Origin of the sequence: Roseibium sp. FZY0029 (genome assembly GCF_036350355.1) — a bacterium.
In the GTDB taxonomy this organism is placed as follows: Bacteria; Pseudomonadota; Alphaproteobacteria; order Rhizobiales; family Stappiaceae; genus Roseibium.
The window spans coordinates 182,661-201,972 of sequence record NZ_JAZDVZ010000011.1; the positions used below are offsets into that span (position 1 = coordinate 182,661).

The window sequence follows — 19,312 nt, forward strand, 5'->3', positions numbered from 1 at the left end:
GCCGTTAGGCCGGGAAGAGGCTGGTCAACGGCAGGTGTGATTTCACAATCGGCGACTTCAGCACGACGAAGCTGAAGTACTTGTCGATGCCGATATCCATGTCGGTCAACCGTTCCATGATGACCTGGTATTCTCCGATCCCGGCGGTGATGAATTTCACCAGATAGTCGTAGCCCCCGGAGACGAGGTGGCACTCGATGACCTGATCGACCTTGCCGACGACCGACAGAAACCGGGCAAAATCGTGCTGGCGGTGATTTTTGAGCGTGATTTCCGTAAAGACGGTGAGCGTCTGTCCGAGTTTTCCCAGGTTGATCTGCGCCGAATAGCCCTCGATATAACCCTCGTTCTGCAGACGTTTCACGCGCATCAGGCATGGGCTGGGTGACAGGTGAACAAGCTCGGCCAATTCGACATTCGTGATGCGGCCGTTCTTGTGCAGCTCGGAGAGGATCTTGATGTCAGTCCGATCCAGTTTCATCACTGTTCTGTCACCTTCCCGTTGCCTTCGACTGCAGCATAAACTGCTGCGGATAACCCTAAGAAGCTTACCACACACCGCAACATCATCTACAAACTCTCGATTTTGATATGGAGCAGATAATTCTATTGTTTGTTCCGTTCAAAGAATTATCTGCGGCGCTGGAGATATCTCCAGCACTGAATGCGGACATAGCCGGACTAGGGTAGGGGCCGGAATTCGGAGATGGATATGCCAGCGCCACTGACCCTGCTTGAGACTTCATCGAACCTGCCTGACCATGCTGACGCGGTTGTGATCGGCGGCGGCATCATCGGTGCATTCGCCGCGTACTATCTGACGCGGCGCGGACTGAAGACGGTGCTCATCGAAAAGGGACGCATCGGAGCCGAACAATCGAGCAGAAACTGGGGCTGGTGCCGTCAGCAAAACCGCGATGCCCGGGAATTGCCGGTCTCTACGAAGAGCCTTGATCTTTGGGAGCGCTTTCAGGAAGAGACCGGTGAAGAAACCGGCTTTCGCCGCTGCGGCCTTCTCTACCTCAGCAACAACGAGGAAGAAATCGCAGGCTGGGCGCGCTGGCGCGATTTTGCAAAACCCCTTGGCGTGACCACGCATATGCTCTCAAGCGCGGAGGCGGCCGAGCGAGGTTATGCGACCGGAAAAAGCTGGAAGGGCGGTGTCTTCTCGCCAACCGACGGGATCGCGGACCCGGCGCGGGCGGCGCCTGCTGTCGCACGAGCCATTATCAAGTGCGGTGGCACGGTGATCCAGAACTGCGCAGCCCGTGGCATCGAAACGGAAGGTGGCCGGGTGAGTGCCGTGGTCACGGAACACGGCACGATCAGAACCAAAGCGGCCGTTCTTGCCGGCGGGGCATGGGCGTCGTCTTTTTGCAGACAACTGGGCATTCGCTTTCCGCAAGCCTCCATCCGTTCCACCGCATTGTCGGTCTCGGCTGAGGCGGAAGGTCTTCCCGATACGCTTCATACCTCTGGAATTACCGTCACCCGCAGAGGCGACGGCGGCTTTACCCTGGCAATCAGCGGGCGCGGGCGTGTCGACGTCACACCACAGCAAATAAGGTTTGCACCGCAGTTTCTGCCGATGTTTTTCAAGCGGTGGCGAAACCTCGCACCTGGAGGTCTTGAGGGGATCAGAGGCGGCCACGAGACGCTGAGCCGCTGGAAGCTGGACGAGAAGACGCCGATGGAGCGTATGCGGATCCTGGACCCGAAACCCGATGCGGCGACTGTCCGCCTGACCCATCAACGCGCGCTCGAGCTGTTGCCGGAATTGAGCAAGACCAAGATACAGGCAGTCTGGGCAGGCTTTATCGATACAACTCCGGATGGAGTACCGGGCATCGGAGAAATCTCGACTGTTCCCGGCTTCATCCTGGCCGCGGGCTTTTCCGGCCATGGTTTTGGTGTTGGGCCAGGGGCAGGTCATCTGATTGCCGACATTGTGACCGGTGAAGAACCGCTGGTCGACCCGAAGCCTTATCATCCCGATCGCTTCAACAACTCTGCATGGGGCAAGGTCGCCGATTTCTGATGTCGCCTGTTAGCGAAACACCGTCATCATCAACGGGGTCAGCAACTTGCCAGAGACGAAGAAGATGCGATCTCTGAAAAACCAGAATACCCGACTGGAGCAGATGCGATGCCCAGCAATGCCGTAGTCAAAAATCTAACGACACGCCAAGAAACGACTGACGCCTGGCGTGATGCAGCGTGCTGTTCGGGACGTTGTGGACTGGCATGGCCTGAGCGAGCGTCGGGCATGCCGTCTTGCGGACCATGACCGCTCATCGTTCAAGTGCCGGGAACAGGATCAGGGCGACAATGTCTTGCACACGAGGCTGCGGGAGCTGGCGAACGAATGCCACCGGTTTGGGTATCGCCACCTAGGCATTCTGCCGACCAGAGAGGGATTTGAGATGAACCGCAAGAAGCTCTTCCGGACCTATCGGCACGATAATGCTGGCGTTTGATAACGCTCAAAAACGCCTGGACGATCACTCCGCCGACCCCAGCTGAAATCACGCAGGGAGGAGTTTAGACATGGGTGAATACTCAATAAAAACAAACATCTAAAATAAAACGAGGCCCCCACACATCCCTGGGTGGGATCGCCCCGGCCGATTGTGCAAGATAGCTCACTAGAAGCCGGTCTGTTTCGCTTGAGGTACGCAATCGCTCCGCTTTGCAAGCCACGATTACCACAAACCAAACATCAGAAAGAAACGTGAAGCGATCCTACACTTGAACGGCCCGGATCATGGGGCACAAAATGTCGCGATGTTTGCAATCCTGACACTGGATAGATGCAAGCCGCGACATCTAGCGGTGAGCCAGGCTGTCCTCAATGCGCGCCATGATCAGGCTGGCTGACGTGGCAAGTGGCATCAAACTATGGAAAGGCAATCGCTGAACCTTGCGAAGAGGTATCGGAAGCTTGTCTACATGGGCGCCCATAAGGGCGTCCGCAAGAACCCGGCCGAGTTGCGTTGTCATCGCGATCCCACGCCCGTTACACCCGATGCCTGCAAAGGCATTGTCGCCCATGCAATGGATGCGCGGCAGGAAGTCCGGCGTCATGGCTGCCACACCAGTCCAGACCACTTCGATTTCGGGAACCGTTGGCAGAGAGAGTTCGTGAGCGAGACGGTTCACGATTGCCTCCCCCAACCGCTTCTTTGCACCGATCGGGATTGCCGACATCCCTCCGGAGATCAGCCGGTTCTCCCTATCGAGGCGATAAGTGAAAAGGTTCTTGCGAGTATCGCCTACGCTGCGGTGATCCGGAGCAATACGGTCAACGACCTCTTGCGCAATTGGGCGCGTCGCAACCTGATAGACTCGCAATGGGACCGTCGACAGTCCCAGTCTTCTGGAAACACCTTTGGTAAAGGCGTTCGTACAGTAGACGATCTGCCTTGCCATCAAGGCGCGACCGTCTTCCAGTGTCAGGTGCCAGTTCCCGTTCTCTTTCCGCGCCTGTTTGACACATGCAGCTTCGTGAACAGTTCCCCCTTGAGCTTCGACGGCATGGGCAAGACCAAAGAGATAATCCAGCGGGTGGATTGTGCCGCCGCTCTCGTCGAGCAATGCGCCCTTGTAAAGGGTCATACCGGTCTGCTGCAGGATTTCCGGCTGTGAAAGATACCGGACAGGGCGGTTTCTGGACTGCCAGAATTCGGCCCGGCCCTTGAGCATGTCCGCAGCATCATCCGTGACGGCGGGGTTCAGCCAGCCGGATTGCAAGGCATCACAGGCGATACCATGGTCACGAATGGTCTCGAAAACCGCATCCGCGCCCTGACTGACCAGATCCAGAAGCGCATTGCCTTTCTCCTCACCCAGTTTCCGGTGAACAACCTGAGGATCAGCGAGCGCAAAGTTGGGCACGACGAAACCGGCATTTTGGCCGCTTGCCCCTTCTCCGAGGAAGCTACGTTCCAGAACGGCAACCTTCCTGCCTGCCCGGGCAAGACAGAGCGCCGTCGTCAGCCCGGTAAACCCGGCACCAATAACCGCCACATCAACAGCATCGGGCAAGGGAGCCGTTGTGTTGAAGGAACCGCGCGCAGTCCGGCGCCAGAGCGTGTCCTGTTTTTCCATATTGCTGGCTCGCATTCTATTTGCCTTGCAAAATCCGATAAAATAAACTCTTGATCATTGATCAAAGATAGAACACGAGGCACCCGATGCGCTACGCAATTTCATCCGGCTCCCCTTTCGAAAAGATCGGTGGCTACTCCCGCGCGATCGTTGACGACGACTGGGTTTTCATCTCCGGAACGTCCGGCTATGTGGAAGGCGAAACCGATGCCGATGACGCCGTAGGGCAGACAAAAAAGGCGCTTGAGATCATCTCCTCCACGCTCGCCGAAGCGGGGGGCGGGTTAAGCGATATCGTTTCACTCAGGGTCTTTGTCGCGCGCCGGGAAGATATCATCGACATCGCCAAACACCTCGGGACCGTTTTCCAGGATCCGCGCCCGACAAACACCACGGTGACCTGCGGTTTCGTGACCGATGAAATCAAGGTCGAGATCGAGGTTACCGCGCGCATTCGGAAGTAAACGATCAAGATCCTGTTTCGAGGTACGAACCCGAGCAGACTTCAAAGCTCCTGCCATCTGGCTCTCCGGAGGGCAGCAGCGAGGCGGCGACGCAAGACGCCGCCTCTTTTCATTTCCAGGTTCACATTTCAGATTTTATTCCAGCAACTTCCTCGGCACTGATCGTGCCGGTAACCGTGACCTTTCCGTCGGTTATTTTCCATAGACGGAAGGGACCGGTGATATCGCCATACTGATCGAAGCTCACAGGGCCGATGACACCTTCGTATTTGATCGGCTTGCCTTCCTTGATCAGCGCGAGCGCTTTCTTGAATTCGTCAGCGCCTGCATAGATCGGCTCGCCGTCCTGTCCGGTCACCTGGCGGATTGCATCGCGAATTTTCGCCGGCGAAGCTTCTCCTGCCTGCGCAATCGCCAGCGCCGTGATGGCACCTGCATCATAGGAGCGATCGGCGGCCGGCGCGTCGGGTGCAATGCCACCGGAAACGTCTGCAAAGTGCTCGTAGAAATACTTTGTCGAGGGCGTCTCCGCCGTGCCGGAGGAGGTGCCATAGGCTTCGTTCAGATATTGCGCCCCGACCGAGTTGATGAAGTCTTCAGAGTTCATGCCGTCGTTCAGCAGGAATTTCTGCGGGCCGCCATTGGAGATCCAGGCGCGGGCAATCGTTGCCCCGTCAACGGGCGTGCTGATGAGATAGAGCGCGTCCGGTTCACCCGCCATCGCAGCGCTGGCTTCGGACGAGTAGTTCGACTGTTTTTCGTTGTAAGGCGTCACCGACGTGATTTCGCCGCCCATGGCTTCGAATGCAGCAGAAAACTCTCGCATCAGGTTGAGGCCAAAGTCGTTGTTCACATGAATAATCGCGAGCTTTTTCAAACCCTGGTCAATGGCATACTTGGCTGCCGCGGTACCCTGCAGTGCGTCCGAGGTGATGGTGCGGAAGAAGTAGCCATCAGTCTTGCCTTCCTTTGCCAACGCGGTCAGCGTCGGGGTGGAAGAGGCTGGCGAGATCTGGACGATTTTGGCGGGAGCGGTCACCGAGGTCAAAATCGGGACCGACACCGAGGAAATAATGCCGCCGATGATTACCGGCACCTTGTCGATATTGACCAGTTGGGTCGCCTGATCGACTGCCACGTTGCCCTGGCTCTGGCTGTCACGCGTATCGGCGACGATATCGCACCCCAGCACACCGCCGGCTTCGTTGATGTCATTGAAGGCCATCTCGATAGCTTTGGCGCCGGCCTGACCGTAGACACCGGCGGGACCGGTCAATTCGAGGACGAGACCAACCTCGATGTTGCAATCTTTGGCGACACTCGCGGTTGCCGACAGAGCAAGAATGCTCGTTGCAAGAAGCAGTTTCTTCATGGACGACTCCTGTTGGTTTAGCTGGGGAATACCCTCTGGGGCATTAAGAGAGGTTCAGGCCTCTTCTTTGTTGAGGTTGTATTTCATGATGGCACCGTGCCGCCCGTGGCGGTCACGCTCGAGCGCGTAGACGTCTCCGTCGAGCGCGTTGGCTCCGTCGAGAACACTTTCGATCTCGGCGAGATCTTCCTGTGTCAGCGAGAGGTTGGAGATTGCAACGTTGCCCGCAAGATGGTCAGCGTTACGGGCACCTACGATTGCTGCCGCGACATGCGCGCGCGTGAGCACAGCGGCAGAGGCAACGGTGGCAATGTCGGTGTCGTGTCGGTCCGCGATCGTCCGCAGCGTGGAGAGCAGCGATTGCAACAAATCCCAGCCGCCGAGATCCTCGATCACAAGGTAGTATTTCACGAGAGAGCGGTTTTCGAACTCGGACCTGGGATCGGGTTGGCCGAGCCATTTGTCGGATAGAAAACCGCCTGCGACAGTGCCGTAACACAGAAAAGAAAACCCCTCCCGCGCAGCAAGCGCCGCCATGTGCTTTTCCGGCCGGCGGTCCAGAAGAGAATATTGAACCTGCATCGACGCGAGCCGGATACCTGCGTCGAACATTGCCGCGACATGTTCGGTATCGAAATTGGTCCCGCCCAGAAGATGGATATGGCCCTCGTCTTGAAACTCGCGAAGCCAGCCTGCCACCTGAAGCCAGTCGCCCTGGGCGTAGTCCCACCAGTGAAACTGCACAAGATCGAGACGTTCGACACCCAGGCGCTTGCGGGAACGATCGATCATGGCTCGCAGATCGCTCCGGGTCAGCCGGTTCAGTTTGTCGAGGTCGGGTACGCATTTGGTATGAACGCGAATGCGGGACAGCGCTTCGGAACCCCGTTGGTTGCCGTAAGCGGCCCGGAACGCCCCCATAATCTCCTCGACGCCGGTATAGATGTCGGCACAATCAAACGTGGTGATGCCTGCATCGGCGAAGGCAACAAGGTCCTGAACAGCGCGGTCCCGATCGACCGAGCCATGACCGCCCGCAAGCTGCCAGCCACCACGGATCACACGGGAAATTTCGTAGCCCGGGGCCAGTTCGATGCGTTTCGCTCCGCTCATTTTACTTCCTTTGGCATCGGAACTGCTGTCGTGTCTGCGTGGTTGAACACTCGTTTTTCCATGCGGGTGATCCGCAATCTTGTGCTGCAGTTCGGATCAGGGCAGGCAACGTCCGCGTCCGTGCTCATCCAGTCCGCCGGATGCGTTTCGCGTTGTTTTGCGGCCAGCAGCGGAAGAACGGAGGCCAGGGAGTAGATCGAAAAACCCTGATCTTTTGGCAGGTGGAGCATTTCCCCCCGCAGTTCAAAGTAGTCGCCAACCTTGGCGCCGCAATAAATTGGACCGCCTTCGGGAGCGACAACTTCGACCCGCAAATCGTACAGCTCAAAGGTCTCGCCGCTCATGCCTCAAGGCCCCCTTCCAGAATCTGGTTCCGGATGAGATTGAAACTCTGGGTGATGTCCTCATGCAGCGCAGCGACAGCCCGGTCCGCGTCCCTGGCTTCCAGCGCTTCGATGAGTGCCCAATGGTGGTGGATTGCGGTCAGGTTCGGATTTTTGCCGTAGATCGTCGCTGCGGTCCGCACGTAAGGACCGGACTGAAGCCAGAGGCTTTTGACCACCGGCAAGAGGACCTTCGACCCTGCCGCTTCGTAAATGCCGAAATGAAACCGATAGTTCAGAAGAGACGTCTCCGCCGCGCAACTCTCGTCCAGCGCCGCAAAGGCCGCTTCGCATTCTTCTGTCAGCTGCTTGAGTTCGTTGAGGCTTTCTTGCGTCAGCCGCTGCGCGGCAATTCTGACCAGCTCGCCTTCTATCAGGCAACGGGCGCTTTTCAGGTCCTCAATCGCCTCCTCGCTTATGAGAGGCACGCGGACGGAGCGGGACTGCATGACTTCCAGCGCATTTTCAGACACGAGCCGGGCAAGCGCTTCGCGAACCGGCATCACGGAGACAGCCAGTTGATCTGCCAGCGACTGCATGCGGAGCACTTGCCCTGCCTCGAAGACCCCATGCATGAGATTGCGGCTGACTTCCTGGTAGACGCGTTCCTGAAGGGATTCACGCTGGACGCGTGCGAGTTCGGGCAAGGCGGCAACGCGCCCCGACGGCTTCTGCTCGGGTAGAGTAGACAATTTGCCAATCTCCAAAAAGTTTCGTGCCTAAAGCTTTTTTGCTTGATCGATGCCTCAATGTCAATATCTTTGATCAAAGATACAAATTTGACACATGGGCTCTACGACCTGAAACAGCAACAGGGAAAAGATGTGACATCGCTCATCGAAAAAGGCGGTTTTCTGCTGCAGGCCAAAGACCTTACGCGGAGCTTCGGTGGCTTCAGAGCCGTGGACGGCATGTCTCTGGACTTGAAGAGAGGCGAATTGCTGGGGCTCATCGGCCCGAATGGCGCAGGGAAAACGACCATGTTCAACATGCTCGCGGGCACATTGCCGCCGAGCAGCGGAGAAATCAGGATCCTGGGCGCCGATGTAACCAACGAAGGCGCACACAAACGGGCCCGGCGCAAAATGGGCCGCAGTTTCCAGATCCCGAGACCCTTTCCGAACATGACCGTTTTGGAAAACGTCCTGACCGGTGCCCAGAACCAGGCAGGGGAGCGGCTGCTGGACGTGTGTTTACGGCCGGGTGCCGTGCGCCGCGATGAGAAGGCCGCACAGGAAAAGGCTCATGCCTTGCTGGATTTCCTTCTGCTGTCGCATCTGGAAAACCAGCCGGCCTCGGTGCTCTCCGGAGGGCAGCGCAAACTGCTTGAGCTTGCTCGCATTCTCATGGCGGACCCGGAAATGATCCTTCTGGACGAGCCGGCTGCAGGCGTGAACCCGAGCCTCCTCGAACAGATCATGGAGCGGATCGTGGCGCTCAACGAAGAGCACGAAAAGACAATCCTGATCATCGAGCACAACATGGACATGATCGCTCAGCTGTGTTCGCGCGTCGTCGTCATGGCAACCGGCAAAGAGCTGACCCAGGGAAAACCGGACGACGTGATCCGCGACCCGGACGTGATCCGCGCCTATCTGGGAGAGGATGCATGAGGAGCGAAATTCTCAAGCTGCAAGGTCTCGTCTCCGGTTACCAGCCCGACCTGCCGATCATTCAGGGGGTGGACCTGAGCGTCGGCGAGGGGGAACTTGTTGTTATGCTCGGGCCGAACGGTGCAGGGAAATCGACCCTCGTCAAAACCATAGCCGGACTTGTCCCTGTGCATTCGGGGCGGGTGTTCCTTGCGGGAGCCGATCTCACCGACGTGCCGACGCACCGCAAGATGCGTCAGGGCCTGGGCTTTGTTCCGCAGACCGAGAATATTTTCGCCACGATGAGCATTCGTGAAAATCTGCAACTTGCAGCGCAGGTTCTTCCGAAAGCACATCGTGCTGCAAGAATCGACGCAATGCTGGCCATGTTTCCGGATCTCGCGGCGCGCCAGTCGACCCGGTCCGGAGCGTTGTCAGGCGGTCAGCGCCAGATGCTTGCCTGCGCACGCGCGCTCATCGTTGAACCGCAAATCCTGATACTCGACGAACCTTCCGCCGGGCTATCGCCCAAGATGGTCTCGGAAGTCTTCGAACAACTCGTGCGGATCAATGCCTCGGGCGTCACCACCATCCTTGTCGAACAGAACGTCAAGGCCGGACTGCAAATCGCAAGCCGCGGCGTGATCCTCGTGGAGGGCCGTGTTGCTCATGATGCACCGGCAGACGGGCTCCTTGGGGACCCGGTTGTTTCCGAGCTTTATCTCGGCGGTCACAAAAAAGAAGAGGTCACGGCATGATCACGCAAGCCATCATGGATGGTCTCATTAACGGCGGGATCATCGGCCTCGGCGCAATCGGTGTGACGCTGACTTACTCGATCCTGCGTTTCGCCAACTTCGGGCATGGCGAACTGCTGAGTTGGGGCGCCTATGTGGCCTTGTCCCTGAGCGCGGCGCTCGGTGCGCTGCTGCCGTCACTCAGCACTCCGATAGGTCCGTTTTCTTTCGGCTGGTCCGTACCGATTGCCCTGATTGGCTCGATGATCCTGACTGCTCTTCTGGCGCTGACGGTCGACTGGCTCCTTTTTGGCCGCCTGCGTCGGTCCGGCTCGGCAATCATCATCCTGGTGATGGCCTCCTTCGGTGCAGCCCTGGCCCTGCGGAACCTGCTCGAGTTCATTTACACATCCAAGCCGGCGTATTTCACCAATGCGCTGCAAATCTCGAAACCTCTGTTCGGTGGCATGCGGGCAACGCCCGACCAGCTCCTGGTTCTTGGTCTTGCCGTCGTAACCGTGGTGCTGGTGCATCTCCTGCTCACCCGCACACCTGCCGGCCGCGCAATGCGTGCCGTGTCCGAAAACGCCCAGCTTGCCGCGCTGACCGGCATCGACGTGCGCAACGTCATCCGTCTTGTCTGGATACTGGGCGCCGCGCTTGCGGCAGTGGCCGGTGTCATGTCGGGCCTTCTCGTCCAGATTCGGCCGACAATGGGGCTCGATCTTCTCCTACCGCTGTTCGCAGCCTCCATCCTCGGAGGCATCGGGTCGGTTCCCGGCGCCATGTTGGCCGGCCTGATTGTCGGTCTTGCAGAAGCGTTGACGGTCCAGGTTATCGGCGCTGAATGGCGCGCTGCAGTCGCCTTCGTCATTCTCGTCGCAGTCCTTCTGCTGCGCCCCAACGGACTTTTCGGAAAGGCACCGGCATGATCCTCGACCTTCTTTCCTATGGCGCCTTCTTTCTGACGATGGCCCTCAGCTACGCGGTCATCTGTCTTGGCCTCAATGTGCAATGGGGACAGACCGGATTGTTCAATGTCGGCGTTGCGGGTTTTGTAGCGGTTGGCGCCTATACCTCCGCGCTGCTGACAACGCCTTTCATCGCGGATCGCATTGGCGGCTTCGGCCTGCCGATCGTAATCGGCTGGCTCGGGGGAGGGCTTGTTGCGGGGCTCCTGTCCGCGGCCCTCGGCTTTATCACTCTGCGGCTACGGTCGGACTACCTCGCGATCGCGACATTTGGCGCGGCGGTGATGATCCAGCTTGTGCTTCTGAATCTGCTCGGTTTTACGGGCGGTCCGTTCGGGATCGGCTTTATCCCCCGTCCCTTCGGCGACCTGGCAGAGAACACCGACCTCTTCAGCTATGCGAACCTGGCGGTGATGGCCGCGCTCGTGAGTGTGACCTATCTTGTGCTTGAACACCTGGTTCGCTCGCCCTGGGGGCGTGTCTTGCGCGCGATCCGTGAAGATGAGACCGCCGCTCGAGGACTTGGAAAAAACCCGGAGGCCTATCGGCTTCAGGCCTTTGCCATCGGCGGCTTCGTGATGGGGCTCGGCGGAGCGGCGCAAGCCCATTTCATCGGCTTTATCGCCCCCGACAATTATCTTCCGACTTTGACATTCCAGGTCTGGACGATGCTGATTATCGGCGGTTCGGGTAACATGCGGGGTGCGATCCTCGGCGGCGTGCTCGTCTGGGGTATCTGGGCGGTATCCGGCAACGTCGTTTCACAATTCTTCCCGGCCAGCGAGCAGGCACGTGCGTCCTCGCTGCAGATCGTGCTTATCGGCATTGCCCTGTGTGTCGTGCTGCTCTTCCGCCCGCGCGGCATTCTTGGAGAAAACGCAACTGTGTCACGGCACATCAAGGCCCGGAAAAAGCCCGCTACGGGCAGCGCCAGCCTGAGTACCCGCACATGATTTCTTCTTCTGTGCGCAGTGAAAGTCGCACGCGAATGCGTTCGTGGAAGACACAGGCATTACGCGTTTCACCGCACTGACATGAGCCAAAGTTCCGGCTCTTGACCCGAGGCAGATAAATCCGCTGGCGGCCGGTGACTGTGTGGGCACCGGCCCGGAGATCTCCCGGCCGTCCATCCTTCGCCACGGGCGAGGGCCGGATGCTGCGGGACCTAATGCACTCAATCAGATCAACCCGAAACGAAGATCGGCAAGATGATGAAACACCTCGCAAAACGTATCACCAACACCTCGCCAAAATCCTTCGGCATGTTCCAGAAAGCGGCAATGTCCGGGCGTGACGACTTGATTCACCTCGAAGTCGGCCGCCCTTTCGCCGACACGCCGCAACCTATCAAGGACGCGACCATCAAGGCTCTTCAGGACGGCTGCGTTCACTACTCCGATCTCGCCGGTCTGCCGCATCTGCGCGAGGCTCTTGCCGAAAAGCTGAAGCGCAAGAACAAGCTGGATGTCGGCGCTGACCGGATCATCGTCACCAATGGTTTGACGCATGGGTCCTATGCCGCACTCATGGCCTTTCTCGATGAGGGCGATGAGGCGATCCTGCTCGAACCTTATTATCCGCAGCACATCGGCAAGATCGAAATGGCGGGGGCAGTGCCGGTGATTGCGCCGCTCGACGCAGCAAACGGGTTTCGGCTCGACGCCGCGCTGATCGAGGCAAAGATCACCGACCGCACCAAGATGATCGTGCTCATCAATCCCTGCAATCCGACGGGCCGCGTCTACAGCCGGGACGAGCTGCAGTCTCTGGCGGATCTCGCGATCAAGCACGATCTGCTCGTCGTATCGGATGAAGTCTATGAGGATATTCTTTACGACAACGCCGAGCATATCTCCATCGCCTCGCTGGACGGCATGGACGACCGCACGGTCACACTGTTTGCCTTCACCAAGAGCTACGCCATGGACGGCTGGCGCCTCGGCTACATGGTTGCGCCCAAGGCGGCTATCGGTGCGCTTTTGAAGATCACGGCAAACGACGTAACGCACGTGAACACGTTTATTCAGGAAGGCGCCTACGCCGCGGTTACGGGCGATCCGGCGATTTTGAGCGGGTTGATCGCGGAAGACGCCGAAAAACGCCAGATGGTTGTCAGCCGGTTAAATCAAATGCCAGGCATCACCTGCGAATGGCCCGAAGGCACGATCTACGCGTTCCCCGACATCAGCGGCACCGGCCTGCGCTCCCAGGAATTCGCCGACAAACTTCTCGATGAATCCGGTGTTGTGGTCGAGGCAGGCAGCTTCTACGGCCAGACGGGGGAGGGCCATGTGCGCGTGTGCTTCGGTTCCACGTCGCTTGCGGAGATCGACACCGCCATGAGCAGAATTCAGGCCTTCGTTAGCGCACGTGTTCCCGAAGAAGCCTAGATGTGCTTTCCAACGAGGGTGCTCACCGATTGAGGTTCAGACGGCTGATCAGGGTAATGCCGTCGGTGGCGTGAAACAGAGACAGGATAGCCACTTATGTAAATGACTATCCTGACAAGGACCTATGAAAAGCTGGCACTCTTCTGCGGGCTTCAGAATTTTATCGACAACCGGGCATTCAGTCCGTGGTTCTGTGTTTCGCGTGCAAGCTGACCGGAGTAGGAAACCTCAAAGTTCGTATTTGCCCCGAACAGGTTGAATGCGGATTATGCTCGTAAGCCCATCCAGAAAAAGGTCGTGTACCTCTTTAAAATATGGACGACTGAACGGGAAAGGTTCAGACACAATCCTATCCATCAAAATTTGGGATCAAACTCCTAACACATAACCCCGCCTGAATTTTTGCCTCGCCAGCTTGTGCTGATGGGCGAGAGCTGAAGAAGCATCTGCAAAAAGATCAAGCCGCGTTTGACCCCAGGTGCCCAGACGTCCCCATGTTCTGCGAACGCCAAATCCCCCGAACAGGGTCGGCTCGACGGACAGGTGGTAGAACCGGTTCATGTTCCGGCCCGGGTCGACACGCTTGAGGAATAAAGAGGTGTCAGAAAGTTCCATCGCGCCAGTGTCGAAGATCGCCGTCCCGCGGTCCAATGAATGATTGGAATCGAACCGCGGGAAAGGATTCAGACCGATGATGAGTTGTCGGAAGGCGGATGAAGTCCCTCAGACGAAGGTGCGCACCCTCGTTAGACGTTAGGCTGTCTGAGTATTTTGCGAGAAAACCGAAATTATACGTCGCAAGAATTCAAGAGCATCCCAGGGTGACCGAGGTCCCTTCGGACCCGTCATCCATGCATTCTCCCGGTGGACCATCGGGAGTTTGGTCGCCAAAGCCGACGTCGACCCCAGGCTCGTTCAGTCCTGATTCAACCCCAGAGCCCGACTGACATCCAGCCACGGCCAGCATCAACAGGCAGACGCTTGTATGGAAGCGAATAAGCTTCATGATGATCTCCAAGCAGTCGAAACTGCGCCTTCAGCCTATTTGTAGCCGAGATTGATCAACTGCACCCTTCGATTGACCGCAGCATCCGGATTTGAAGGATCGCGGAGCTGTTCCTCGCCGAGGCCGACGGCAAACAGATATTCTCCCGGCACCTGAAAGGTTGTTACGAGCGCCTCGCGGACAGCTTGCGCACGCTTGATGGAGAGCTCCAGATTGTATTCCCGGGTACCCTTTGCGTCCGTGTGGCCCACGATAAAGAAGGTCTGTCCCTGCAGATAAGGCGTGTGCAGAGCATCAGCGATCAGTCCCACAGTCTCGTAGGAGGCAGGTGCGATGGTTGCGGAGTCAAAGTGAAAGGTAATTTCGAGATTGAACTGCCGCAGAGACGCCAGCTTTGCCGCGAGCGGTAACTGCTGCGGCGAATTTGCTCCGGGATATTTTTCGATGTTCTCGATCGCTGCCTTTTGCAATTCGTCGGCGCTGATGTTTACCTCTTGTTGTGCCCCCTGCAGGGAGTTGATTATTTCGTTTCGGCTCAGTTTGGTCTGCGAAAACGCCCCGGTGGCAGAGGCGATGACAGCAATAGCGACGCTGCTCAGAAAAAGCTTGTTCATTGTAATATCTCCTCGGCCGGTTGTTATCTGTAGCCAGCCAGGTCGATGGCCTCATTGCATTTCGCGCTAACGGAAGGCTGTGCCTTGAGAAGGCAACGGAGCATGTGACCCGCGCCCGGTTTCACACCCTTGCAGTATTGAGCCATGTCTCGATTGCAGATCTTGCTGACCTCGGACTGGGCGGCCAGCCTGGCCGTAATCAAACCGATCACGACCAACCGGTCCGCATTGCATTTTTGCGAGATCCTCGACTGGTTCTTTTCCAGACAGTTGGTAATGCCATTGTTGGCCAGCGACGCAGACTGACAATGTGCCTGGATATCCTTGCCGCAGCTGGCTGCCAGGATCTTGATTGCTTCCGCAAAACCGACGGTCTGCGCGGAAGCCAGCGATACAGTCATCATCAAGAAAACCGTGGTAGCTGAAACAAGTAGATATTTCATGATAGACATCCCCCTCAATAATAACGCCTTTTGCCGCGATGGTATCCGCGTGTCAGGTCGTGGTGGATACGTTCTGGATCTTCTGTCCCCGGTCACGACACCCGCGTCTTGCACTCTGTCGAACTTGAGCAGATCGTCTGCCAGACGCTTTCTGATCATCCAATCTTTGATGCGAGAAATCCGGGATCGTGCTGCCGAATGGTGTTCTTGCAGCCTGAGGAAGACCGGGCGTTTGCAGATCAAGCTGCGAAGGCCGCTAAACATGAAGCCGCGCTATCTGCCCCCTCGACCAGCGTCCGCCCCCAAGACTGCCAGTTTCCGGGCGGTCTCGGGTTTCAAGCAAACAGAAGATCAATCGGTCAGATCACCAGGTATCAGTCGACGTTACCGATTTGCTTGGCCTGATTGATCAGTTCCTGGCACTTCGCCTCGTCGCCCTTCTTCTTTTCCTCATTGGCGTTATCAAGTAGTACGCGCATCTGCTCTGCAGTTGTTTCTGCAATGTCGTTTTCCTTGGCTTTGAAAACGGCCTCTTCCACCTTGTCGATGTCCGACGAACAGTCTGCCAGAGCGCTCACGGGTGCGGCCATCAACACGCCGATGACCAGAACTGCCTTTGACACGGAAATCAGATGCTTAGTCATATTTCCATCCTCTACTTCAACATGGGTTGTGCCCTGGGGGCTTTATTGCTCGGCTTCAGTCATTCTTGCAGTTCTCAGTCGGATACGTTTGGTCAAGTTTGGTCATGACCTGGCCAACAAGAACGTGATAAGAAGATATATTGCCGACATCAATTCGAATTTAATCTTATGTATACTTATAAGAAGCTGAATTGACGCGTTAATTAAATCATAAAACTTTGTATCTCACAATATAAACATAGTATTTGTATTAAAATAATTATTTCTGTAAGTATTTTTCCAAACAAATAACTTACTGCAGCGGATTTACTTAAAGTAAATCGCTTGATGCAGCTCCTATTTCTCAGGAGGCCGGATTTGCGGCGGCCCCGGTCGGATGTTGTCTGTCCTCTTGACTTCAGTCAGGTGCCGACCCTCCTCGCAGTTAAAAACGCACTCCAAGACTCATGAACGGCCCATGTATCGTTGTTTCGTAATCAAAGGTGTTGGATCCGCTCCCGCTTTGATAATCAGTATAGAGTGCCCGATAGCCGATCGCCGTCGAGATATGGCTACTCCAATTGTACCCGGCGGCAAGAAACCCCTGTGACGTGAATTGCGATCCGACACCAAATCCTCCGACGTCGGCGATGCCGTTCACGAACCATCGATCATTGATCTCATATTGAAGAGACAAACCGACAATCGGATCTGTCCAGTCCCTGGTCGTGTCGGATTGAACGCTGACAGGAAAGGTGCCGGACGTGAGCGAGGTCTTGGCCGTGAGCCTCTGGTATCGAAGTCCGGCCGTGACGCTCAGATCAATATCCTGATCGGCGATTGGCAACCGATATCCTCCGATCGCGGATGCGATCAGGAGGGTTTGAGAGTATTTGAGCGTCGGGGATCTGGCGACGGATAGCCGGGTACTGTCTGACAAGTCCGCATAGACCAGATCCCCAAGAACCATCCAGTTTCCGTGTTTGGCCAGAAACGATCCCATGAACGCGCCATCCAGGTTCTCCAGAATGTCGGAGAAATCGACGTTGACATCCGCTGAGGGCAGATTGCGAACCCCGACGGATCCATTCAGAGCTGTCGCCCACAGATAGGCCGTTGCCTGGAACTCCCAGCCGGATTGGACCATCCGGCGATCGGCGGTGACGTCCTCTTGAGCAGCCGGGTCCGCAGCGAAGCAGGTTGTCAGCGAGCCCAGGATCAAAGAGGAAGCAAGTGCACTTCGTTTGAAAATCTTCCCAGCCAAGGTCATCTCCTCACCAGCAGGTAACGCCGACCGCGCAGCGTCTGACGACGCGCCGCGTAATCCGCCGGTCCACACCGGCATAGGACAGCGGCGTCAATGGACGTCCGATAATGTCTATGAACATTGACCCGGGTTGATCCGTTGAAATGGGCTCGCCTTCGAGGACCGTCATCTTGTAGGTGTAGTCGTCACCTTCAATCGAGGGTTTTTCCTGCAGTTCGACAACGACATCATGCGCATCGTTTCCGTCCAGAATGGAGAGCATGGCATTGGGTGGATCTGCTGCGAACGAGTCTTTTCCAGCGTCCCAAGCCTTGAGATATTCCTCGTTGGACAGATGCCCGGCATGCCGCACAGGACGGTCGCAGAAAAAAGAAATGAGCGGGCTCACTCCCTTCAGGGTAATGGTTGTCTCTGTCATTTCCACAGCCTTCGCTGTCTGCACAAAAAGTGTTTCGCATTCTGGCTGTTGCGCTTGTGCAAGCGAGACCCACATCGAGGTAACCAGGACGCTGGCCACGCCTAATGTTCTTTTGAAGATGCGCGATTTCATGAAAGGTTCCTTCGTGGTTCGGTACGGCGACAACGGGCACGGCAGTGTGATGGGACCAGTGCGATCGAGTTTGTTCATGCCGCGCGATGGGGGAGGCCAAAAACTGGCGCCCCTTGGTTATGGTGGCCAAAGCCGGAGACGTGGCTGCCGGCTCTCAAAGGCCTGGAACGCATTCCTAGTTTCTTTTCGCCACGGCAGGCGGTGTCCACGAACCGTCGAGAATGGAGGGGCTGTCCGGCTGTGGCCAGTACATGCGCAACATCAGAATAAAGTTGCCTTTGGGAGCCGGTAGCCAGTTGGCCTGCTTGTCTTCGCCGGGAGACTCGTTCTGAAAATACAGCGTCAGAGACCCGTCGGCATTTTTGACCAGGTCATCGCGCGGGCTTACCGTGAATTTGTTCAGCTCGTTTGGCGTGAACCACCACCCCTTATTGATTTCGTACATGGTGATCGACCAGAAACCTTTGACCGGAGGTTCCTCGCCCTTGGCAAAGGTCATCGTGTACCGGTTTGCGCCATTCAGCAGGGCACCGGTGTCGTCGGTTCCGGTATTGGGATAAACCGCATCCTCCTGGCGGTTGGCTGGCCACCCGAAGGCGGCGACCACGGCCCTTTTCAGATAATCGGTGCCGTATGCGCCCAGACCTTTGGTAATGATCCAGCCATTGACGGTCGAGCCCAGAACCTTCCGGTTTGCCTCGATCTTTGCAAGGGCGTCCGTCGGCACAGTCTTTAAAGCTGCCTGCACTGCGGGCTCAAGAGTGTCCGGAGCAAAATCCTTGCAAGGTTCAATGCCGATTTCTTTCATCCTTGCGAGGATCGCCTCATCGTCCCTGGACGGAGGGGCGGCCTTGCACATCAAGGTTGCCATCCTGTCGAAATAACCTTCGATGCCCATGTCCAGGATGACTTTCTGCGGCTTGTCGGTCATCGAGAACGGCGCGGGTGTCTCCACCGGCGGCGCCTTGGGTGTGTCGTCTGTTCCCCAGGCTGAAAGCGGTGTGATCTTGAGCTGCGCCTGAAGCGCATTGACCGCCTTGTAGTCTTCTTCAGTGCCTGTCGAATAGATGCGACCGAGCACGGTCATGTAATCGGTGGCGATGGAAATATGCTCCACGCCTTCCGGCACGGTTCCCTTCCAACTGGGACCGGTAAAGAGGATGTTTCGCGCTTCTCCGCCGAGCGTCCTGATGCCGGGCGAATTCGCCAGATCGTGCATCCAAAGATCAACCACTTCGAACAGGAAGTACCGGTCGCCCATGGCAGGATAGCTGAATACCTGAGGTTCGGACAGATCCAGCCAGCTCAAGGAATAAAGCGTGTCCGCGTTCGGGGCAGAAACGCCGCGATAGTCTGCCGGCGGATATCGCGGTACGTTTATCCATTGTCCCATGGGCGCCTTCAGCGCTTCCAGGTCCGTCTGGCCGACATTGGACATCTGCACGCGGGTCACTTCGGTGGTCATGAGAGAATAGCCGTAGATGTAGGCGTCCATTGCGATGGACCTGGCGTCCTTCGTTGTCAGTGCCTGGGCTGGTGTGCCCGCAATGACCGCCGCGACCAGGGACGAAGACAATAGTTTTCCGCGTCCGTGCATTCTGGTTATGCACTCAAACATGAGATCTCTCCTGTATGGCATTCGGTTCGCTGGGGCAGCAGCAAAAGACGCAGCTGCCCGGC

The 19,312-nt window shown here is 57.1% G+C and carries 20 protein-coding genes; 7 read left to right on the forward strand and 13 right to left on the reverse strand.

Annotated elements, in window-relative coordinates:
• Nucleotides 1–4: 4 nt before the first annotated feature.
• A complete protein-coding gene (locus tag V1T76_RS26190; RefSeq protein ID WP_148583882.1) occupies nucleotides 5–481 on the reverse strand; it encodes an Lrp/AsnC family transcriptional regulator in 477 nt (158 codons plus the stop codon).
• A 231-nt stretch (nucleotides 482–712) separates the two neighbouring features.
• Between V1T76_RS26190 and V1T76_RS26195 the strand changes: the two genes are divergently transcribed.
• Complete coding sequence (locus V1T76_RS26195) at nucleotides 713–2,038, forward strand: NAD(P)/FAD-dependent oxidoreductase (protein WP_330563624.1); 1,326 nt, start codon at nucleotides 713–715, stop codon at nucleotides 2,036–2,038.
• Nucleotides 2,039–2,826: 788 nt separating this feature from the next.
• Here V1T76_RS26195 and V1T76_RS26200 read toward each other — a convergent pair.
• A complete protein-coding gene (locus V1T76_RS26200; protein ID WP_330563625.1) occupies nucleotides 2,827–4,122 on the reverse strand; it encodes an NAD(P)/FAD-dependent oxidoreductase in 1,296 nt (431 codons plus the stop codon).
• Between the two features lie 71 nt (nucleotides 4,123–4,193).
• On the opposite strand from V1T76_RS26200, the gene V1T76_RS26205 reads away from it, so the two are divergent.
• Nucleotides 4,194–4,571: a RidA family protein gene (locus tag V1T76_RS26205; RefSeq protein WP_330563626.1), complete on the forward strand. Its 378-nt coding sequence runs from the start codon at nucleotides 4,194–4,196 to the stop codon at nucleotides 4,569–4,571.
• Between the two features lie 121 nt (nucleotides 4,572–4,692).
• Here V1T76_RS26205 and V1T76_RS26210 read toward each other — a convergent pair whose 3' ends face one another.
• The 4 genes from V1T76_RS26210 to V1T76_RS26225 are packed head-to-tail and all read right to left on the reverse strand — an operon-like array spanning nucleotide 4,693 to nucleotide 8,131.
• Nucleotides 4,693–5,943 carry an ABC transporter substrate-binding protein gene (locus V1T76_RS26210; RefSeq protein WP_330563627.1) on the reverse strand — a complete coding sequence of 417 codons (1,251 nt, stop codon included), beginning with the start codon at nucleotides 5,941–5,943 and terminating at the stop codon, nucleotides 4,693–4,695.
• Nucleotides 5,944–5,997: 54 nt separating this feature from the next.
• Nucleotides 5,998–7,056 (reverse strand): aldo/keto reductase, encoded by a 1,059-nt coding sequence (locus tag V1T76_RS26215; RefSeq protein WP_330563628.1) that lies wholly within the window; start codon nucleotides 7,054–7,056, stop codon nucleotides 5,998–6,000.
• Complete coding sequence (locus tag V1T76_RS26220) at nucleotides 7,053–7,400, reverse strand: TIGR04076 family protein (RefSeq protein WP_330563629.1); 348 nt, start codon at nucleotides 7,398–7,400, stop codon at nucleotides 7,053–7,055. Before V1T76_RS26220 ends, V1T76_RS26215 begins: the two co-directional genes overlap by 4 nt.
• Complete coding sequence (locus tag V1T76_RS26225; protein WP_330563630.1) at nucleotides 7,397–8,131, reverse strand: GntR family transcriptional regulator; 735 nt, start codon at nucleotides 8,129–8,131, stop codon at nucleotides 7,397–7,399. The genes V1T76_RS26220 and V1T76_RS26225 overlap by 4 nt, the downstream gene beginning before the upstream one ends.
• A gap of 69 nt (nucleotides 8,132–8,200) precedes the next feature.
• Between V1T76_RS26225 and V1T76_RS26230 the strand changes: the two genes are divergently transcribed.
• The 5 genes from V1T76_RS26230 (at nucleotide 8,201) to V1T76_RS26250 (ending at nucleotide 13,129) form a co-directional block, all read left to right on the forward strand.
• Nucleotides 8,201–9,052, forward strand: coding sequence for an ABC transporter ATP-binding protein (locus tag V1T76_RS26230; protein ID WP_330563631.1), 852 nt, complete (start codon nucleotides 8,201–8,203; stop codon nucleotides 9,050–9,052).
• On the forward strand, nucleotides 9,049–9,789 hold the full coding sequence (locus V1T76_RS26235) for an ABC transporter ATP-binding protein (RefSeq protein WP_330563632.1): 741 nt from the start codon (nucleotides 9,049–9,051) through the stop codon (nucleotides 9,787–9,789). Before V1T76_RS26230 ends, V1T76_RS26235 begins: the two co-directional genes overlap by 4 nt.
• Nucleotides 9,786–10,700 carry a branched-chain amino acid ABC transporter permease gene (locus V1T76_RS26240; RefSeq protein ID WP_148587695.1) on the forward strand — a complete coding sequence of 305 codons (915 nt, stop codon included), beginning with the start codon at nucleotides 9,786–9,788 and terminating at the stop codon, nucleotides 10,698–10,700. The genes V1T76_RS26235 and V1T76_RS26240 overlap by 4 nt, the downstream gene beginning before the upstream one ends.
• Nucleotides 10,697–11,692 carry a branched-chain amino acid ABC transporter permease gene (locus V1T76_RS26245; RefSeq protein WP_330563633.1) on the forward strand — a complete coding sequence of 332 codons (996 nt, stop codon included), beginning with the start codon at nucleotides 10,697–10,699 and terminating at the stop codon, nucleotides 11,690–11,692. The genes V1T76_RS26240 and V1T76_RS26245 overlap by 4 nt, the downstream gene beginning before the upstream one ends.
• A 258-nt stretch (nucleotides 11,693–11,950) precedes the next feature.
• Complete coding sequence (locus tag V1T76_RS26250; protein WP_330563668.1) at nucleotides 11,951–13,129, forward strand: pyridoxal phosphate-dependent aminotransferase; 1,179 nt, start codon at nucleotides 11,951–11,953, stop codon at nucleotides 13,127–13,129.
• Nucleotides 13,130–13,498: 369 nt separating this feature from the next.
• On the opposite strand, the gene V1T76_RS26255 is transcribed toward V1T76_RS26250, so the two are convergent.
• The 7 genes from V1T76_RS26255 to V1T76_RS26285 all read right to left on the reverse strand — a co-directional run bounded on the left by V1T76_RS26255 (nucleotide 13,499) and on the right by V1T76_RS26285 (nucleotide 19,208).
• A complete protein-coding gene (locus V1T76_RS26255) occupies nucleotides 13,499–13,744 on the reverse strand; it encodes a WGR domain-containing protein (RefSeq protein ID WP_330563634.1) in 246 nt (81 codons plus the stop codon).
• A 426-nt stretch (nucleotides 13,745–14,170) separates the two neighbouring features.
• A complete protein-coding gene (locus V1T76_RS26260) occupies nucleotides 14,171–14,749 on the reverse strand; it encodes an OmpA family protein (RefSeq protein WP_330563635.1) in 579 nt (192 codons plus the stop codon).
• A 23-nt stretch (nucleotides 14,750–14,772) separates the two neighbouring features.
• The gene (locus V1T76_RS26265; protein WP_330563636.1) at nucleotides 14,773–15,192 is read right to left on the reverse strand and encodes a hypothetical protein; all 420 of its coding nucleotides are present in this window, start codon (nucleotides 15,190–15,192) and stop codon (nucleotides 14,773–14,775) included.
• 374 nt (nucleotides 15,193–15,566) lie between these two features.
• Nucleotides 15,567–15,836, reverse strand: a complete 270-nt coding sequence (locus V1T76_RS26270) for a hypothetical protein (RefSeq protein WP_330563637.1) — start codon at nucleotides 15,834–15,836, stop codon at nucleotides 15,567–15,569.
• A 424-nt stretch (nucleotides 15,837–16,260) separates the two neighbouring features.
• Nucleotides 16,261–17,160: a hypothetical protein gene (locus V1T76_RS26275; RefSeq protein WP_330563638.1), complete on the reverse strand. Its 900-nt coding sequence runs from the start codon at nucleotides 17,158–17,160 to the stop codon at nucleotides 16,261–16,263.
• Nucleotides 17,090–17,632: a hypothetical protein gene (locus V1T76_RS26280; RefSeq protein ID WP_330563639.1), complete on the reverse strand. Its 543-nt coding sequence runs from the start codon at nucleotides 17,630–17,632 to the stop codon at nucleotides 17,090–17,092. Before V1T76_RS26280 ends, V1T76_RS26275 begins: the two co-directional genes overlap by 71 nt.
• A 175-nt stretch (nucleotides 17,633–17,807) precedes the next feature.
• A complete protein-coding gene (locus tag V1T76_RS26285) occupies nucleotides 17,808–19,208 on the reverse strand; it encodes a DUF1254 domain-containing protein (RefSeq protein ID WP_330563640.1) in 1,401 nt (466 codons plus the stop codon).
• Nucleotides 19,209–19,312: the final 104 nt, after the last annotated feature.

Bases quoted from the DNA above. Each gene is read 5' to 3' on its own strand.
- V1T76_RS26205 (WP_330563626.1), top strand. From the start codon at position 4,194: ATGCGCTACGCAATTTCATCCGGCTCCCCTTTCGAAAAGATCGGTGGC.
- V1T76_RS26200 (WP_330563625.1), bottom strand. From the start codon at position 4,122: ATGCGAGCCAGCAATATGGAAAAACAGGACACGCTCTGGCGCCGGACT.
- V1T76_RS26240 (WP_148587695.1), top strand. From the start codon at position 9,786: ATGATCACGCAAGCCATCATGGATGGTCTCATTAACGGCGGGATCATC.
- V1T76_RS26255 (WP_330563634.1), bottom strand. From the start codon at position 13,744: ATGGAACTTTCTGACACCTCTTTATTCCTCAAGCGTGTCGACCCGGGC.
- V1T76_RS26265 (WP_330563636.1), bottom strand. From the start codon at position 15,192: ATGAAATATCTACTTGTTTCAGCTACCACGGTTTTCTTGATGATGACT.
- V1T76_RS26190 (WP_148583882.1), bottom strand. From the start codon at position 481: ATGAAACTGGATCGGACTGACATCAAGATCCTCTCCGAGCTGCACAAG.
- V1T76_RS26275 (WP_330563638.1), bottom strand. From the start codon at position 17,160: ATGCCGGTGTGGACCGGCGGATTACGCGGCGCGTCGTCAGACGCTGCG.
- V1T76_RS26260 (WP_330563635.1), bottom strand. From the start codon at position 14,749: ATGAACAAGCTTTTTCTGAGCAGCGTCGCTATTGCTGTCATCGCCTCT.
- V1T76_RS26250 (WP_330563668.1), top strand. From the start codon at position 11,951: ATGAAACACCTCGCAAAACGTATCACCAACACCTCGCCAAAATCCTTC.
- V1T76_RS26215 (WP_330563628.1), bottom strand. From the start codon at position 7,056: ATGAGCGGAGCGAAACGCATCGAACTGGCCCCGGGCTACGAAATTTCC.
- V1T76_RS26270 (WP_330563637.1), bottom strand. From the start codon at position 15,836: ATGACTAAGCATCTGATTTCCGTGTCAAAGGCAGTTCTGGTCATCGGC.
- V1T76_RS26195 (WP_330563624.1), top strand. From the start codon at position 713: ATGCCAGCGCCACTGACCCTGCTTGAGACTTCATCGAACCTGCCTGAC.
- V1T76_RS26235 (WP_330563632.1), top strand. From the start codon at position 9,049: ATGAGGAGCGAAATTCTCAAGCTGCAAGGTCTCGTCTCCGGTTACCAG.
- V1T76_RS26220 (WP_330563629.1), bottom strand. From the start codon at position 7,400: ATGAGCGGCGAGACCTTTGAGCTGTACGATTTGCGGGTCGAAGTTGTC.
- V1T76_RS26280 (WP_330563639.1), bottom strand. From the start codon at position 17,632: ATGAAATCGCGCATCTTCAAAAGAACATTAGGCGTGGCCAGCGTCCTG.
- V1T76_RS26210 (WP_330563627.1), bottom strand. From the start codon at position 5,943: ATGAAGAAACTGCTTCTTGCAACGAGCATTCTTGCTCTGTCGGCAACC.
- V1T76_RS26245 (WP_330563633.1), top strand. From the start codon at position 10,697: ATGATCCTCGACCTTCTTTCCTATGGCGCCTTCTTTCTGACGATGGCC.